This window comes from Alicyclobacillus pomorum DSM 14955 (assembly GCF_000472905.1).
Classification (GTDB): Bacteria; Bacillota; Bacilli; order Alicyclobacillales; family Alicyclobacillaceae; genus Alicyclobacillus_A; species Alicyclobacillus_A pomorum.
The window spans coordinates 17,975-34,351 of the sequence record NZ_AXAR01000014.1; the positions used below are offsets into that span (position 1 = coordinate 17,975).

General features: G+C 55.8%; 15 protein-coding genes and 1 pseudogene. 7 read left to right on the forward strand and 9 right to left on the reverse strand.

Going from position 1 to position 16,377, the window contains the following annotated elements:
• Window positions 1–7 precede the first annotated feature (7 nt).
• The 3 genes and pseudogenes from trxB to YWK_RS0113520 form a co-directional block, all read right to left on the reverse strand.
• Complete coding sequence (gene trxB / locus YWK_RS0113510) at window positions 8–973, reverse strand: thioredoxin-disulfide reductase (protein ID WP_026965220.1); 966 nt, start codon at window positions 971–973, stop codon at window positions 8–10.
• Between the two features lie 68 nt (window positions 974–1,041).
• Window positions 1,042–1,941 (reverse strand): annotated as a pseudogene (locus YWK_RS19945) (protein prkA); the annotation flags it as partial.
• 336 nt (window positions 1,942–2,277) lie between these two features.
• Window positions 2,278–3,030 carry an alpha/beta hydrolase gene (locus tag YWK_RS0113520; protein WP_026965221.1) on the reverse strand — a complete coding sequence of 251 codons (753 nt, stop codon included), beginning with the start codon at window positions 3,028–3,030 and terminating at the stop codon, window positions 2,278–2,280.
• Window positions 3,031–3,290: 260 nt separating this feature from the next.
• Between YWK_RS0113520 and pdhA the strand changes: the two genes are divergently transcribed.
• The 4 genes from pdhA to lpdA are packed head-to-tail and all read left to right on the forward strand — an operon-like array spanning window position 3,291 to window position 8,091.
• Entirely contained in the window at window positions 3,291–4,370 is a 1,080-nt protein-coding gene (gene pdhA / locus YWK_RS0113525) for a pyruvate dehydrogenase (acetyl-transferring) E1 component subunit alpha (protein WP_026965222.1), read from the forward strand.
• A 2-nt stretch (window positions 4,371–4,372) separates the two neighbouring features.
• Window positions 4,373–5,353, forward strand: coding sequence for an alpha-ketoacid dehydrogenase subunit beta (locus YWK_RS0113530; protein WP_026965223.1), 981 nt, complete (start codon window positions 4,373–4,375; stop codon window positions 5,351–5,353).
• Between the two features lie 19 nt (window positions 5,354–5,372).
• Window positions 5,373–6,677: a dihydrolipoamide acetyltransferase family protein gene (locus YWK_RS0113535; protein ID WP_026965224.1), complete on the forward strand. Its 1,305-nt coding sequence runs from the start codon at window positions 5,373–5,375 to the stop codon at window positions 6,675–6,677.
• A gap of 4 nt (window positions 6,678–6,681) precedes the next feature.
• Complete coding sequence (gene lpdA, locus YWK_RS0113540) at window positions 6,682–8,091, forward strand: dihydrolipoyl dehydrogenase (protein WP_026965225.1); 1,410 nt, start codon at window positions 6,682–6,684, stop codon at window positions 8,089–8,091.
• Window positions 8,092–8,182: 91 nt separating this feature from the next.
• Here lpdA and YWK_RS0113545 read toward each other — a convergent pair whose 3' ends face one another.
• The 3 genes from YWK_RS0113545 to YWK_RS0113555 all read right to left on the reverse strand — a co-directional run bounded on the left by YWK_RS0113545 (window position 8,183) and on the right by YWK_RS0113555 (window position 10,502).
• Window positions 8,183–8,902, reverse strand: a complete 720-nt coding sequence (locus YWK_RS0113545) for an HAD family hydrolase (protein ID WP_026965226.1) — start codon at window positions 8,900–8,902, stop codon at window positions 8,183–8,185.
• Window positions 8,903–8,950: 48 nt separating this feature from the next.
• The gene (trmL, locus tag YWK_RS0113550; RefSeq protein WP_211231412.1) at window positions 8,951–9,427 is read right to left on the reverse strand and encodes a tRNA (uridine(34)/cytosine(34)/5-carboxymethylaminomethyluridine(34)-2'-O)-methyltransferase TrmL; all 477 of its coding nucleotides are present in this window, start codon (window positions 9,425–9,427) and stop codon (window positions 8,951–8,953) included.
• 94 nt (window positions 9,428–9,521) lie between these two features.
• Window positions 9,522–10,502, reverse strand: coding sequence for an amidase domain-containing protein (locus YWK_RS0113555; RefSeq protein WP_026965228.1), 981 nt, complete (start codon window positions 10,500–10,502; stop codon window positions 9,522–9,524).
• Between the two features lie 166 nt (window positions 10,503–10,668).
• Between YWK_RS0113555 and YWK_RS0113560 the strand changes: the two genes are divergently transcribed.
• From YWK_RS0113560 to YWK_RS19955, 3 genes are all read left to right on the forward strand, one after another.
• Window positions 10,669–11,424, forward strand: coding sequence for an IclR family transcriptional regulator (locus YWK_RS0113560; protein ID WP_026965229.1), 756 nt, complete (start codon window positions 10,669–10,671; stop codon window positions 11,422–11,424).
• Window positions 11,425–11,528: 104 nt separating this feature from the next.
• Window positions 11,529–12,590, forward strand: coding sequence for an isocitrate/isopropylmalate family dehydrogenase (locus YWK_RS0113565; protein WP_415782825.1), 1,062 nt, complete (start codon window positions 11,529–11,531; stop codon window positions 12,588–12,590).
• Window positions 12,591–12,681: 91 nt separating this feature from the next.
• Window positions 12,682–14,100: a CotS family spore coat protein gene (locus YWK_RS19955; protein ID WP_156909153.1), complete on the forward strand. Its 1,419-nt coding sequence runs from the start codon at window positions 12,682–12,684 to the stop codon at window positions 14,098–14,100.
• Here the strand turns inward: YWK_RS19955 and YWK_RS21555 are convergent.
• Genes YWK_RS21555 through rnhA form a run of 3 tightly spaced genes read right to left on the reverse strand, consistent with a single transcriptional unit; the run spans window position 14,081 to window position 16,288 of the window.
• The gene (locus YWK_RS21555) at window positions 14,081–14,638 is read right to left on the reverse strand and encodes a methylated-DNA--[protein]-cysteine S-methyltransferase (RefSeq protein ID WP_281172254.1); all 558 of its coding nucleotides are present in this window, start codon (window positions 14,636–14,638) and stop codon (window positions 14,081–14,083) included. The two genes, YWK_RS19955 and YWK_RS21555, sit on opposite strands and share 20 nt — an antisense overlap.
• Window positions 14,639–14,663: 25 nt before the next feature.
• Complete coding sequence (gene queG, locus YWK_RS0113585) at window positions 14,664–15,827, reverse strand: tRNA epoxyqueuosine(34) reductase QueG (RefSeq protein ID WP_026965232.1); 1,164 nt, start codon at window positions 15,825–15,827, stop codon at window positions 14,664–14,666.
• Complete coding sequence (gene rnhA, locus YWK_RS0113590) at window positions 15,824–16,288, reverse strand: ribonuclease HI (protein WP_051375596.1); 465 nt, start codon at window positions 16,286–16,288, stop codon at window positions 15,824–15,826. The genes queG and rnhA overlap by 4 nt, the downstream gene beginning before the upstream one ends.
• Window positions 16,289–16,377: the final 89 nt, after the last annotated feature.

Below are 16,377 nucleotides of genomic sequence, written 5' to 3' on the forward strand. Positions count from 1 at the left end.
CTCTCGTTTACTGATTCGCCGTTGCTGACACAGACCAGTCGTGACTGCTCGAACCTTCCAAGAACCGCTCGACATCCATCGCTGCTTTACAGCCGCTGCCAGCCGCAGTAATGGCTTGGCGGTAGTGCGGATCCATGACGTCACCGCAGGCAAACACACCTTCCACGCTGGTTGCCGTGCTCACGCCGTCCGTCTTGATGTAGCCGACGTCGTCGAGATCAATTTGGCCCGCGAGAAACTTGGTGTTCGGGGAATGCCCGATGGCAATGAAAATACCTTCGGTCTCGAGGACGCGCGTTTCACCCGTCGCATTATCCTTGACTTCCAGGCCGCTCACCTTGTTCCCGTCAGACTTCACGGACACTGGCGTTACGTTCATCACCCATTTGATCTTCGGGTTGTTACGAGCGCGCTGCTGCATCACCTTGGAGGCGCGCAGCTCGTTGCGACGATGGACAATGGTGACCTCAGACGCGAACTTGGTGAGGAAGGTGGCTTCCTCCATCGCGGAGTCTCCGCCGCCCACCACGATGATCTTCTTGTTGCGGAAGAAGAAGCCGTCGCACGTAGCACACGTAGAAACGCCTCGCCCAATCATCTCCGATTCTCCGGGGATGCCGAGCATCTTGGCGGAAGCGCCAGTGGAGATAATCAAGCTTTCTGCCTCAAACTGCTTGGTGTCGTCTACAGTGACCTTGAACGGACGTTGGCTCAAGTCTACCGACGTCACCCAGCCAGCGACAAACTTGGCACCAAACTTCTCCGCCTGTTTGCGCATGTTGTCCATCAATTCCGGTCCCATGATGCCATCAGGGAATCCTGGGAAATTTTCTACTTCTGTAGTCAATGTCAACTGGCCGCCCGGTTCGTTGCCTTCCACAACGACGGGGTCCAGGTTCGCACGTGCTGCGTAAATGGCTGCCGTCAACCCGGCAGGGCCTGTACCGAGAATCATCACGCGGTGTTTTTCCATGTCATCAACCTCTTTTCGGGATGAGACTTCGCCTTTTTCGCCTTTATCGTACCACAGCCTGTCAAATGATACCGAATCGGCATCACCTTTGTCACAACCGCTTCATCGGCGGAGATCAAAGCAAAACGACCTGCCTTGAAATTGCCCTCCTGCGTCAGACTGAGCAAGTGCCAAAGAAACTTTTCGTCGCATTTGAGCATCTCTTGAAATTCCATTAAACCGCGGTTGGCCTTGTTCAATTCGCCATCGAATCTGTAGGCGCGAGGGTCGGATTCGGAACCGTACTCAGTGATGGTGGAGAAGTCGATACTTCCTGTCAAATCGGCGATGTCCTGCGACTTCGGATCTGATGGACTGAACGTGCCGATACCTACACGTTTTTCCTCCGACAGGACGATGCGCTCGACGGGGATATCCCCCACGTTGCCGCCGTATTCCGTTTCCAACCTAAGCCTGCACGCCGGGCAGAGATTGCCCTCAATTTTGACGCCGTATTCCTGTTCAAATTCGGATCGTAACTCGGGTGGAATCAAATGCAGCGGCTCTTCGTGCATCGGGCATCCTTTGATGGCGTACAAAGCACCTTCAGGGGTGCGACTGAAGCGTTCTAGCCCTTGCTTCAACATGGTCACAATCGTCGACTTTCCGCCGCTGACCGGTCCCATGAGAAGCAAAATGCGCTTGCGGACTTCCAAGCGCCGCGCGGCTGCATGGAAGTATTCTTCCACCAAGCGCTCCAGCGCGCTGTCCAGACCGAAAATTTCTTTTTCGAAAAACTTGTAGTGTCTGTGCTCTTGATCATCGGTATCAATCCCGGCGGATGCAATCATGTCGTAGATGCGGGCGTGTGCAGATTTTGCGACCCCAGGGTTGTCTTTCACTATCTCCAGATACTCGGTAAACGTGCCTTCCCAGCGCAATCCTTCCTCTTCAGCACGAAAGGCGCTCAAGCGGTGGAGAAAACTCATGACAACATCCCCTTTCCATCGGGCCCATGCCCTGTCCGTTCGTAAACTGCTGCGGGTAGAGTCAGCCAAATCACTGGGGAATGGGCAGCGATTAATAGATGATATTCCCACAGTTCTTGGCCACATACCGTGTCCCGGCCATCTCGTCTTAATAATTCAAATCTTTGCATCATCGGGCGTCGGGCATTCGCAGCGCATCCGTGATCCACGTCCTTCATGCACATGTTGTGGTTCCGGTGCCACGAATGACCCACCTGAGATTCACTGCCCACGACAGGTGTACGTCACCTACCGATTACCTACAGGATATGCAAGAGATGCGTGGGATGTCCCCCGTTATCGAAGTTGTGCGTCATGTAATTGCGTATTGACCCACTCCAGCGCGTTTGGAATTTGCCGCTGCCAGAACCCCCAGATGTGCGTACCCGGTGCTTCCTCGTAGCGTACCTTCGCCCCACGTATCCGCAGCAAGTCGCGCATCACTTGGTTCGCACGGTAGAAATCGTACAATCCGCTCGAAATCTCAACGGCGGTTTCCTGCTCTCCCACCACCATGTACGCCGACAAGTCGCTGAGACTGGACCGCTCCTTGACGAGGGCGCGCACGTTTTCGTAAAACGCCCCGGAGAACAGCACCAGTTGATTGAACTTGTCTGGATGGTTCAGGTAAATGGAAAGCGTAGCTGCCGCCCCGAGTGAGATGCCGGCCATCAAACGCATCTCGGGCGTTCTCCCCACTGCGTAGTGCGATTCAACCAAGGGCACACATTCGTCCAACACAAATCGGCGGTACGCTTCATGTCTTGAGCCGTCCACTGAATAGTCTTCCGTGCGCGTAGATTTCTGCACCGCGATGCCGACAATGACGATAGGCGACAGCCGCCCCTCCGCAATCAGCTGATTGGCGAGCGTAGCGATGCGTCCGTGCGTGAAAAATTCCAGCCCATCGTGGCAATACATGACAGGATACAGGCGATTTGGATTGTATTCTGGCGGAAGGTACACTTTTACGGTTCTTTCTTCAGACAAATGGGAACTGTATAGATTGTGGGCCTCAATTTTCCGTTTCGTGTAGTCTATGTCCGTCATTGTCAGCGCTCCTTACATCGTTTCTTTAGGAGGTTGTCCGAACCTGATGAATCAATACTGTTCCATAGTTTTTTCATCTAATTATATAACAGATAGGCACTTTAAATTTATTGGATACGGCAATGAATAAAAAAGTGTATTATAATATGAACATGAACTGTACCAAATATCTTCACCCCCGAGGACATTCCTGAACAGCGATTGGAATGTGCGGACACGTCGGCGTTTGCGAACGCCCTAAACTCAAACGAGGTGAGATCATGAGTACCATTTTGGAGTCATCTAGAGCCATCCCGTTCCGGCAGGTTCTGGATCCCACAGGCAAAGTGGTCGACAAAGACTTAATGCCGAAACTCACAGATGACCAACTGCGCGAGCTCATGCGTCGGATGGTGTTCATCCGTGTCATGGACCAACGCGCTATCAAATTGACGCGCCAAGGGCGCCTGGGCTTCTACGCACCAGTCGCTGGTCAAGAAGCGTCCATGATTGGCAGCGAATTTGCCACCACGAAAGAAGACTTTATCCTGCCTGGTTACCGTGATGTGCCACAACTGCTGTTCCACGGTTGGCCAATGTACCAGTGGATTTTGTTCTCCCGCGGGCATCAGCACGGCAGTGACATGCCCAAAGACGTAAATGTACTCATGCCACAAATCATCATTGGTGCGCAATATGTGCAAACGGCTGGTACTGCTTTGGCGTTCAAGTTGAAAGGCGAAAAGCGCGTAGCCATCACCTACACAGGTGACGGCGGTACGTCGCAGGGCGACTTTTACGAAGGTATCAACTTCGCCGGCGCATACCAAGTACCCGCCGTTTTTGTTGTGCAAAACAACCAGTTCGCCATCTCCGTCCCTGTCCGCTTACAAACGGCTGCGGAAACGTTGGCGCAAAAGGCTGTTGCAGCCGGAATTCCTGGCGTGCAAGTGGATGGCAACGACATCCTCGCTGTGTACGCGGTCGTCAAGGAAGCGGTGGATCGGGCGCGTGAAGGCGGTGGCCCGACGCTGATTGAAGCAGTGACCTTCCGCTTCGGCCCGCACACCATGAGCGGGGACGATCCCACCCGGTACCGCACCAAAGAGCTGGAAAACGAGTGGGAACAAAAGGATCCGCTGGTTCGCTTCCGCAACTACCTGCAAAGCAAGGGGCTGTGGTCTGAAAAGGACGAAGAAGCTGCCATGGAAGAATCGAAGGAAGCGTTCAACGACGCGTTGAAGAAGGCAGACGCCGTGCCAAAGATGACCATCCCGAGCCTCATTGACAGCATGTTTGAAGTGTTGCCGGATTCGCTGAAGGCGCAGCGCGCTGAGTACAGCGAGAAGGAGGAAGCGTAATCATGGCACAAATGACAATGATTCAAGCGATTAACAACGCGCTTGACCTGGAACTGGCGCGCGATAAAAACGTGTACGTGTTCGGCGAAGACGTCGGCCAGAACGGCGGCGTGTTCCGCGCCACAGACGGCTTGCAAAAGAAGCACGGCAAAGACCGTGTGTTCGACACGCCGCTGGCTGAGTCCGGGATTGCGGGCCTCGCCGTCGGCATGGCGATGCAAGGATTGCGCCCGGTGGCTGAAATCCAATTCTTCGGCTTTGTGTTCGAAGCGATGGACGAAATCGCAGGTCAGGCGACGCGCATGCGCTACCGGACCAACGGCCGCTACACCTGTCCGATTGTCTTCCGGTCCCCGTTTGGCGGCGGTGTGAAGACGCCGGAAATGCACGCAGACAGCCTCGAGGGCCTGTTCCTGCAGACGCCAGGTTGCCGCGTGGTCATCCCATCCAACCCGTACGACGCGAAGGGACTCCTGATTTCCGCCATTCGCGATAACGATCCCGTCATTTTCCTGGAACACATGAAGCTCTACCGCTCCATGCGCATGGAGGTTCCAGACGAAGCGTACACGTTGCCCCTGGACAAAGCGAACGTGGTTCGTGAAGGAACGGACTTGACAGTGATTGCTTACGGTGCGATGGTACACACGGCGCTCAAAGCAGCCGACGAACTGGAAAAGACCAAGGGCGTCAAAGCGGAAGTCATCGATTTGCGCAGCATCAACCCGATTGACATCGACACGATTGTCGCTTCTATCAAGAAGACGCACCGCGCTGTGGTGGTTCAGGAAGCACAACGTTCCGCAGGTGCTGCGGCAGAAATCATTGCGCAAATCAACGAACACGCCATCTACTACCTGGAAGGCCCTGTATTGCGCGTGACCCCACCAGACACCGTGTATCCGTTCGCAATGATTGAGGACGAATGGATTCCGACGCCGGAACGCGTGCTGTCAGGCATGAACAAAGCACTGAGCCTGTAATCTCTGGAGGTGAATCAACATGGCATTGTACGAATTCCGACTGCCGGAACTCGGTGAAGGTCTGCATGAGGGTCGCATTGAAAAGTGGCTCGTCAAAGTGGGTGATATGGTCCAGGAAGACGACGCCATCGCTGAAGTCGAAAACGACAAGGCAATGGTTGAGCTGCCGAGCCCAGTCACCGGGAAAGTGGCAAAAATCCATGTGGAAGCGGGCAACACCGCGGTTGTCGGCGATGTGTTAGTGACGTTTGAAGTCGAAGGCGAAGGCAATGTGTCAGCAGATGCACAGTCGGCCGCGGCTGCTGCACCGGCGGAAACGAATCAAGCGGCGACACCAGCTGCACAGACCACGGCAGCTCCTGCGGCAGCGGCTCAGCCCGCAGCAGGCGCCAGTGTGTCCCACGCACGTGAAGTGCTGGCCACGCCCGGCGTACGTAAGTTTGCTCGCGAACAAGGCGTCGACATCACACAAGTTCAAGGAACAGGTCCGAACGGAAAGATTACGCGCGAAGATGTCGAAGCGTTCCTGAAGGGTGGCACACAGGCTCCGGCAGATACCGCGCCTGCTGCTGAAACCAAGACGAGCACAGCCAAGGCAGGAACCGTTGCGGTCACTGGCGAAGAGGTTGAGGAGCGCGTGCCACTGCCTGGAATTCGGAAGATCATCGCACAGGCGATGGCAAGGTCCAAGTACACGGCACCGCACGTCACCGTCATGGACGAAGCGAACGTGACAGAACTGGTCAAGCTGCGCGCCGAAATCAAACCACTGGCTGCGGATCGTGGCGTAAAAATCACGTACTTGCCGTTCATCGTCAAAGCGATGGTCGCTGCACTGCGTGATTTCCCAGAACTGAATTCGTCGCTCGACGACGAACGCCAAGAACTTGTATACAAGCGGTACTTCCATATCGGCATCGCGACCGACACGGAACGCGGCTTAGTCGTGCCTGTCGTTCGCCATGCAGACAAGAAGAACATGTGGACCGTCGCGGCGGAAATCAACGACTTGGCAACGCGCGCACGGTCCAACAAGCTGATGCCGAACGAGATGAAAGGCAGCACCATCTCCATTACCAACATCGGCTCTGCTGGCGGTATGTTCTTCACGCCTATCATCAACTATCCGGAAGTGGCAATTCTCGGCGTGGGTCGCATTACCGAACGGCCCATCATTCAAAACGGCGAGGTTGTCCCTGCTCATATGATGGCGTTGTCGCTCAGTTTTGACCACCGAGTCATTGACGGTGCGCTCGCGCAAAACTTTATTAATCGACTGAAGAGGCTGCTTGAAAACCCGCGCCTGTTACTGATGGAGGTGTAATGGAATGGTCGTAGGAGAATTTACCGAAGACATTGATGTACTTGTGATTGGTGCCGGCCCTGGTGGCTACGTGGCTGCCATCCGCGCAGCACAGCTCGGCCGTTCTGTGGTCGTTGTGGACAAGGCTGAGTTGGGCGGCGTTTGTTTGAACCGCGGTTGTATTCCATCGAAGGCGCTGATTTCCGCAGCTCACCACTATGAGGCTGCCAAAGACTCCCCGTTCCCGGGCATTGAAACGACTGCGAAACTCGACTTCGCGAAGGTTCAGGAATGGAAGCAAAGCGTTGTCAACAAAATGACCGGCGGCGTCAAAACGCTGCTGAAAGGCAACAACGTTCGCGTGGTCCAAGGCGAAGCCATCTTTACGTCGGCAAACGAAGTGCGCGTTTCCTCCGAGTATGATGGTCAGCGGTTCCGTTTCAAGGATTGCATCATCGCGACCGGATCTCGCCCCATTGAACTGAAGGCCCTTCCGTTCGGCAGGCGCGTGCTCTCGTCCACCGAAGCGCTCGCACTCGACCACGTGCCGGAAAGCCTGGTCGTCGTCGGCGGCGGTTACATCGGCGTCGAACTCGGCCAGACGTACGCGAAGTTTGGTTCGAAGGTGACCATCATTGAAGGCACCAACGCGATTCTGCCGCTGTTCGATGAGCAACTGACGCGTCTCGTGACGCGCAACCTGAAGAAGTACAACGTCGACGTGTTTACCAACGCCCTGGCTCAGTCGGTCGAAGAAACCGACAAGGATATTACCCTCACGTTCAAGGTCGGCGACGAAGAAAAGAAGGTCACCGCCGAATACGTACTCGTTACCGTGGGACGCCGTCCGAACACGGACGAACTCGGACTCGAGTCGATTGGCGTAAAGATGACCGACCGCGGCCTCATCGAAGTCGACGCTCAGTGTCGGACAAGCGTACCGCACATCTACGCCATCGGCGACATTGTGCCAGGCGCAGCGCTCGCGCACAAGGCGTCGTATGAGGGTAAGGTGGCTGCAGAAGCCATCGCCGGCCAAGCAAGCGCAGTAGACTACCGGTGCATTCCGTCCGTGGTCTTCTCCGATCCGGAGATTGCTTCGGTGGGTCTGTCCGAGAAGGAAGCCAAGGAACAGTACGGCGACATCGCGGTTGGCCGCTTCCCGTACGCTGCAAATGGCCGCGCCGTCGCGCTCAATGCAGACGCAGGCTTCGTTCGACTGATTGCGGAGAAATCCACTGGCGTCCTCGTCGGCGCACAAGTCATTGGTACCGAGGCATCGAACTTGATTGCCGAACTCGGACTCGCTATTGAAATGAGTGCAACGCTGGAAGACATCGCCCTGACGATTCACGCTCACCCGACCCTGAGTGAAATGGTGATGGAAGCGTCCGAGGTGGCGCTGGGATCTCCAATTCACATTGTGTCGAAGTAAGAGAACCTGGCATCGGCTTGTCGCTCTCACACGGAGCGCGGCATGCCGAATGAAAAAACCCGAGGGGTCATCCCCTCGGGTTTTTTCATGTCTACCGAATCGACGGCAGTCGTTCCACAAAACGCAAGGCGTCTTCGAGCGAGCCCTCGTACGTGAACTCCATATGACCTACACCGCGGTCAATCACATCATCATTCACGAGAAACGTCTGCATCCCCAGTTTTCCGGCAACGCCATCTTCCTGAACGTCATTGCCAAACATCATGCACTCAAACGGCGAGAGGTTGAGGATATCCATGATTTCAACGTAGTACTTGGGATTGGGCTTGCAGAAATGCATATCTTCCATCGTGGTGACCAGTTCAAACGGAATGTCGTCAATGCCGGCCCAGCGCATCCGGTGTTCCACTGCCACTCGGGGGAAAATCGGGTTGGTGGCCAGGACCAGCTTGTACCCTTTGTCGTGCGCCGTTCGACATATTTCCCGAGAAATCCCCGTCGGTTTTGTCAGATTCCGGAGATTCGCAAACGCAGTTTCATAAAACGAGTCGAAAACCGGCCATACCTGGGACTCGTCTAAACCCGTATGCGCAAAAAACGACGTCCGAAATGCCTCCAAGTTGGTGACCTCGGGATCTTCGTTCTGCACCATGTCCTCCGTCGCGCGAAGAATTTGCTCCGTAATCTTTGTGGGATCCACCACATGCGCAACATGAGGAACCAAGGCTTGGAAATACCCTTTCATGAATGGGTCCAGCTCCAACGGCAACAGCGTGCCATCAAGGTCAAACAACAGCGCACGCAACGTCATCGGGCAGACACTCCTTTCGATTGATATCACGCGGGGACGTGCAACGCCCTAGATCAGCCCCGGAAACCCGACCTGGCGCAACGCTTCAAAGACGACAATCGCAACCGCGTTAGACAGGTTTAAAGATCTGGCGTCAGAACGTATGGGAATTCGAATCACCTGCTCTGGAAAACGGCGCAGGAGTTCCTCTGGGAGACCTTTGGTTTCCTTGCCAAATACGAGAAAATCATCCGGTTGGTACTCGACATCCGTGTACCGTTTTTTGCCTTTGGTCGACGCATAAAAAAAGCGTCCGTTCGGATGCTTGTCCCACACTTCTTCAATCGAATCGTGATAGCGAATGTCGAGCAGGTGCCAATAGTCTAACCCCGCGCGTTTGAGGTGCCTGTCGTCGGTAGAGAAGCCCAGTGGGCGAACCAAGTGCAGCACGCAGCCAGTCGCGGCGCAGGTTCTCGAGATATTCCCGGTGTTTGCCGGAATCTCCGGTTCTACAAGTACAATATGCACAGTCCAGTCGCTCCTCATATCCATGCTGACATTGAAAGTGTATCACAACCGTGACGTTGCGCGAATGGTAGCACGTAGCATGGCCTGGCGATACCGGACTGGCAGCATACGTTCAACAGAACTTGTCAGGGAGATGAAGGAATTGGTAGCGCGTACGCGAGGTCCACGCGCGACTGTCGCGATACAAGTAGTGACGATGGTAGCTGGAATCAGTATGGGCGTTGACGAGTGGGTTGCCCGCACTGTCAAAGTCTGCAACGAAGGTCGCATGATGGTACCGACCATTGCCTCTCCAGTCGTAAAAAATGACGTCGCCAATCTTCAACTCCTTCGGGTCTCGGACGACGGTCGCCCCTATCTTGCCTGTCAAAAACAGGTACAACGCGTGTGTGGTCGTCCAACTGTAACTCCACCCTTCTGAAGACTTGTGCGCACCAAACCGGTACCACCACCCCGTCCTTCGATTCCCTTGCCCTTGCATCGGCATGCGACCAGCAAACAGGCACTGCGAGATGAAACTGGTGCAGTCGTCGGCCAGTTTCGGGAAATCAGGGTTCCACCCATCCCACCACAGTTCTGCGTAGCGAAGTGCCCGAACGCGGTCATATGACACACACGCCTTTCGTCCCGTCAGGTCCAGGTGAGTCGGTTCTGGATGAACAGCGGGCGTAAAATCTGCGCCCGTGTCTGGCACAGGGTGGCTTTCACTGGACTCCCTGGCACTGGCCAAAATCCAGGCCCCGCCCCGGTACAGCCACTTCTGATGGTGTTGAATGACGCGGGATTCCACGCCGTAGTCGTTTCCGTCCGAATAGACCCAGGTCACGCGTTCGTCGACGCGCACTTTTTCGACGCCACCCAGATCCAGCGCGTCGAGTCGGCGAATGGCCACTTTAGAGTGTGTGCGAAGCAGTCGACTGCGTCGGTGCTGCATGGATCTGACCTTCGCCTCGATGTTCGCACCCAGTTCACGGGCCCACTTCGCCCCATGAAGGGATCCGCCTGCCCGCAACAAAGCCTCGACATCTCCGGTGACCCACACCTGGTTCTTCGCCTCAAAGTAAGAACGAATCGCATTTATGCAGGATTCCACCGTACCACTCCCTCACATTCGCCCATTCACCTTTAAGGTATGAAACACGACATCCGACGTGACAACCAACGCGGGCAATTGCCGAGATGACTGTGCATACAGGTTGTGGTATACTACCGCTCGGAACATCGTTCCGTTTGGCGGGACACCATCAGGAGGGCTCACTATGCCGAACAGCGACGCGCCGCAATTGAGCGTGCGTGCAGTCGACCGGGCGTTGGACATTTTGCTCTGTTTTTCCCGCAGTGAAAGCGGTTTGAGCCTCAGCGAAATCGCTCGCGAAGTGGGATTGCACAAGAGCACCGTCCACCGCTTGCTGACCTCCATGCTCAACAAAGGGTTTGTCCGAAAACATCCCGGGTCCGACAAATACCTGCTTGGGTGGACAGTATTAGAACTGATTCATAACGTTTATCAGTCTGACGAGCTTTCCACGGTGGTTCTCCCCGTGATGACCCGTCTCCGCGATATCACCAGTGAAACAGTAAGTCTTTACATCCGATCCGGTAATGAGCGTATTCGTATTCAAGCCGTGGAAAGTCTGGAACCCATCCGAAACGTGGCAAGCATTGGGAAGACCTATCCTCTGTACATAGGTGCTTCTGGAAAGGTGCTGCTGGCGTACGCCGATGCCCAGACGTTGGAAAGTGTGCTCCAGGACCCAACCATTCCGACAGACTTTCCGAAGGACGACTTACTAAAACAATTGGAGAACATACGCAGAGATGGATATGCTATCAGTGTTCAGGAACGCGACTCTGGGGCTGCCGCTCTGGCTGCCCCGATTTTTGGACGCAATCGGTTCGTCGCTGCATTGTCTGTGTCCGGTCCTGTGGCCCGGTTCACACAGGACAAAATGTCGGAGTTCATTGACGTTGTTCGAGAATCGGCAGCGCTTGTGACCAAACTGCTCTCACATTGAGTCAGTCGGTTCACCTGCCCTCCCGTCAAACGTATGGTCAACTGTCCACCCGCAACTTTCATTCAAGTGAGGTGTGTGAAGTGAGTCAACTTACCATTGTCGTCATGGAAGGTGACCAGACTGGGCAAGAGTTGCTCAACGAGGCCCTGCGCGTCCTCTCCAGCGACGTCACAGGCATCCCCATTGAATTTCTGCACTTCGACCTCAGCCTGGAAAACCGCCGCAAGACGGAAAATCGAGTCGTGTACGAAGCTGCCCAGGCGATGAAGGAACACCGATACGGGCTGAAAGCCGCTACCATCACGCCGGAAAAAAGCGGCGATGTCGGCAGCCCCAACGCCATTCTTCGCAAGGAAATCAACGGTACGGTGATTGTTCGAACAGGTCGCCGAATTCCCGGCATCGCTCCCCCGGTGGGCGTCTTTTCTCCCATTTCCGTCGTCCGTATGGCTGTCGATGACGCTTACGGTGCAAAGGAATGGCGAGAAAAAACGGAAGACGACGAAATCGCGTTCCGCACAGAGAAAATCTCGCGAAAAGTGTGCCGCGGTGTCGCCGAATACGCGTTCCAACACGCACAACGGACCAACGCAAAGGTATTTGGCGGGCCCAAATTCACGGTCAGCCCAGTATATGAAGGCATGTTGAAGGAAGAGCTGGACGCTGCTTCGAAACGGTATCCAAGTGTCCCGTACGAGCCGCAGTTGATTGACGCCACATACGCGTTGTTGCTGGTGAAGGCGGGCGAGGCGCTCGTCATTCCGGCCCTCAATCGCGACGGCGACTGTCTGTCCGACTTGGTGTTGCAGATGTTTGGATCCATCGCGGGTTCAGAGTCCATGCTGTTGTCTCTGGACGAACAATGGAAGCCACAAGTCGTGATGGCGGAAGCACCACATGGAACCGCACCGAACCTCTTCGGAAAGAACGTGGCAAACCCCATGGCGATGATTCTTGCAGGTGCATCGTTGTTGGCTTACCACGACAACCGTCAATCCCAGATGGTCTCGCGTGCGATTTACGAAGCAACGCTCGAAGCCGTCGTCGCGGGGTCTCGTACCGCTGACCTTGGTGGTGGCACCAGTACGACGGAATTCACAGACGAAGTCATTCGCCGTGTGAAAACCAAACTCGAAGTCTGGAGGACGCTCGGCGAAAATCCCTGAGCAATCCCCTGGACATCTGCCCATACACGTGGGTCACCCTGCGAATAGGCTGACGCTATAAGCGCTGGCCGAAAGCGGGGTGTTTTCATTGTTGACAAAGCGTCAGATGCCCGAATGGATCAGCCAATTGTTGAAGGAATTCACCAAGCCGCCATACTTCCTGGACCACCTCATGCAGGAGCGACAACGTGCCTCGAGCCCATCGCCTGGAGATGGCCGGAGCCCTGAATCCCAATCCTTCGTGGCCACCCCATCACCGCCAAAGAAATCGACCCAAACGACGCGTTCCTGGAACAACGCAACGAGCACCGGCCCTCCCACACCGAGGTCTTCCAGCGATGCACAAAGCGGCGACTTTCCCAAACCGCGTCCTTCCAGCAGTGCATCCAAGTCGCGTACGCCCTCGAAAATGCCCGAAGGCGTTAAGGACGACGCGAATGCAGAATTCGTACCGACTACTCTCGGTGAAGCAGAGGCATCCACCCGAACCCGTCCCTGGAGCTCTGTCTTTCGCCAGGCCGGGTACACAGTGGGACTCGCGAAAGCGTACGGCTGGCAGGTTCAAAACGCCGTTCCACATTCGAATATTCTGAGAGTAGAAACACAGAGCGGCTCGTACGCGTTGAAACAAACGCACGTATCTGTCGAGCGGGTGCAGTTCCTGCACGACGCCGTTCGGCATCTGCGCAAGCAAGGATTCGCGTACGCTCCTCGGTATGCGCTGACCGCCAAAAAGCAGCCCGCGGTGGTCCGTCAAAACCGGACCTACTACGCAACCAAATGGGTGGAGGGGAATCACGTCAACTTTGCCTCACTACCTCAGTTGGGCCGCTTGGCCCGAACGTTGGCCGAGTTTCATGAACTCTCCCGTGGGTTTGAAGCGACGCGTTACAATCCGCCTGCCGAGTACGGCGTAGCTTCCATGATACGAAGGCGGTCAGAAGACTTGCGAAACATCCTGATGCGTGCGGAGACGAAGGCGCATCCCGATGAATTTGATGAACTCCTGATTCGCCTTGCACCCACGCTGCGCGAGGATGCAGAGAAATCTCTGCGAATTGCAGAAGACGAGATGTGCCGGAAGTTTCTACTGCAGGATGAAGACAATCCTGGACTGTGCCATCTCGATGTTATTCCCGGAAACTTCGTGTATACGCAAGACAAAGAAGTGTTCCTGCTGGACCTGGATCTCGCGACGTTTGCGCCCCGCGTGCTGGACATGGCGCACCTACTTCGCCGCAGTCTCCAGATGCTGCATTGGCAATCGGACATCGCGTACACGTGTTTCGTCAGCTACGACACGGTTCGCTCGATAACCCCGGAGGAGTATCTCTGGGTGCAATGTCTGTTGACCTTCCCTTACCGAGCCTGGCGCCTGGCTCACACTCGGTACCACGTCCTCAAAGACCGCACGCAAACGGAAGAGTTGCGCGACTACGCCGCCCAGGAGGTCCGCCGACAAGCGTTCCTGGAGGCCTACGCGGAACAAATTACACGAGAGGTAGAATGACGGTCTTTGGTTCAACCATACGGGGTTGGCGGGTGGACTTGACGGGCAGGACTGCATGTTCATGTTCCAGCAAGTGTCGCTTCAAGTGCACCTGGTCTCCCGCGTACCCCGTCAATGTTCCGTTGCTGCCTACCACTCGGTGGCACGGAATGATGACCGGAATCGGATTGGCCCGGTTGGCCTGTCCCACAGCGCGAACCGCCCTGTCCCTTCCGATGGCCCGCGCAATATCTCCGTAGGACCGGGTTTCCCCGTAAGGAATCTGCAACAACGCCTTCCATACCGACACCTGAAACGGGGTCCCTCGCAAAACCAGCGGAACTTCGAATTGCTTGCGCTGACCCGCAAAGTACTCTTCCAGCTGTTGCACCGCGATATGGGCCCAGTGTTCGGCGGATGCGTCGTCTGCTGGAGTGTCATCCGCCCCTTGTACGGCTTGGCTGACGGTTGCATCATCCGCCCAACTGATGGCGCAAACCCCGCCCGGTTCCGCTTCCACGCGCAGCGTGCCGAACCACTGATTTTGCAGCAGTTTCACAGCAACCACCCGCTGGGTGTGTGCATCATGCATCTGCTCCTTTCTGCACTGCCCATTCCATCTCTTGACGCACCCAATCTTCCTGCTCTTTCACGTACGCTTCTCGAACGGCCGCCCGCGCCTCCATTCCCCCAATCTCCTTCAGGGCCCAGGCAGCGCTTGCTCGAAGCTCCGCGCGCGGGTGTTGAAGAAACGGAAGAATGTGTGGCACGACGTCACGGCGTTTGGTATTTCCAAGTGCAATCAGGGCGTTTCTTTGCCACGTCCGCAGCCCTCGCCAGGCGGCTGCCGTGTGACCGTACTTGCGGAGAAACTGTCGATTGCTGAGTGACAAAATCTCGAGCAAATCCGGGTGCTCCAGTTCGCCCTGCGGGAGGTATTCCTCATGGGCGGAATGCTCGACGTCCTTGTTCATGGGGCACGACCACTGACAGGTGTCGCAGCCCCATACGCGCCGCCCCATTGCCTTGCGGTAGGCAAGAGGAATCATGCCTTTCATCTGCGTGATATAGGACAGACAGCGCTGTGCATCGATGACTCCAGGAGCCAACAGCGCGCCGGTTGGACATGCTTTGAGGCAAAGGTCGCACGTCCCACACGCTGTGGCGTGTTCGCTGCCCGGTGCAGCGTTGGATGTATCTCGCGACGTCTCCACGTCCACATCCACCACGAGCGTCCCGAGAAATACAAACGAGCCGTACTTCTCCGTGTAAAACATGCAATTCTTTGCAACCCATCCGAGCCCCGCACGTTCAGCAACCCGTCGATCCACAAGCGGTGATGTGTCCACCGCCACCTTCCAGGAAATAGATCTGCCCACGTGCACTTCTAGCCGATGGGCGAGCGCACGCAGTTTGTTGTTCATTACGTTGTGGTAGTCGTGGCCGTAGGAGTACACCGTAACAACGCCGTGGCGCCCTCCCGCAGGATGGCGCTTTGCAACCTGTTTCCCTTCGCGCGTCAAATAAGGCATGGCGACGGAAATCAAGGACTTGGCGTCAGGCATCCAACGGCGCGGATTCACCCTATCCTCAATATCGCTGTGCTCAAAGCCCGTTCGTCCCCGCGCTGCGTACTCTCTCAGACGCGGAATGAGTTCTGGAAATGGGTCAGCCGAGGTGGCGCCAATCAAATCAAAGCCGACTTCTGCACCGAGTCGCTGCAGGTCGGCCAGACTGACTTCCGTCACTTCGGCACCGCCGCACGCGCGAGAGCGTCACATCGCTCATTCAGCTCAACGCCTGCGTGTCCCTTGACTTTTTCAAAAGCCACCTCGTGCCTGTCCACCTCAGCCAGCAGCGCTTGCCATAAATCCTGGTTTTGAACGGGCTCACCTTTGCTATTCCGCCATCCGTTTTTCTGCCAGGACTTGTACCACTTTTGCTTGAAACAGTTGATGAGATACGCGGAGTCACTGTGTAGCGTGACTTGACACGGCACTTTCAGACAGCGTAGTGCCTCGCACGCGGCTTTCAGCTCCATGCGCTGGTTCGTCGTCACGGGTTCACCGCCGGAAATCTCCTTGGTCTTGCCTTCGTAGGTTAAGACAGCAGCCCAGCCTCCAGGGCCTGGATTTCCAGAACATGCCCCGTCCGTATAGATGACCACTGTTGGTTTTTCCTTCGAATCACGCGTGCGTTGTGGGCACACAGGCGACACCTCCACTTCCCATTATAACCGCGCACGCACGCACTGCATCTACCATCGGAAAGGGCTGTGTTTCACAGTATGCCTTCGGC

Excerpts from the sequence above, each read along its gene's own strand:
- YWK_RS0113520 (WP_026965221.1), bottom strand. The coding sequence starts at position 3,030 with ATGACGGACATAGACTACACGAAACGGAAAATTGAGGCCCACAATCTA.
- YWK_RS0113545 (WP_026965226.1), bottom strand. The coding sequence starts at position 8,902 with ATGACGTTGCGTGCGCTGTTGTTTGACCTTGATGGCACGCTGTTGCCG.
- YWK_RS0113530 (WP_026965223.1), top strand. The coding sequence starts at position 4,373 with ATGGCACAAATGACAATGATTCAAGCGATTAACAACGCGCTTGACCTG.
- trmL (WP_211231412.1), bottom strand. The coding sequence starts at position 9,427 with ATGAGGAGCGACTGGACTGTGCATATTGTACTTGTAGAACCGGAGATT.
- YWK_RS0113565 (WP_415782825.1), top strand. The coding sequence starts at position 11,529 with ATGGAAGGTGACCAGACTGGGCAAGAGTTGCTCAACGAGGCCCTGCGC.
- trxB (WP_026965220.1), bottom strand. The coding sequence starts at position 973 with ATGGAAAAACACCGCGTGATGATTCTCGGTACAGGCCCTGCCGGGTTG.
- YWK_RS0113535 (WP_026965224.1), top strand. The coding sequence starts at position 5,373 with ATGGCATTGTACGAATTCCGACTGCCGGAACTCGGTGAAGGTCTGCAT.
- lpdA (WP_026965225.1), top strand. The coding sequence starts at position 6,682 with ATGGTCGTAGGAGAATTTACCGAAGACATTGATGTACTTGTGATTGGT.
- YWK_RS0113560 (WP_026965229.1), top strand. The coding sequence starts at position 10,669 with ATGCCGAACAGCGACGCGCCGCAATTGAGCGTGCGTGCAGTCGACCGG.
- pdhA (WP_026965222.1), top strand. The coding sequence starts at position 3,291 with ATGAGTACCATTTTGGAGTCATCTAGAGCCATCCCGTTCCGGCAGGTT.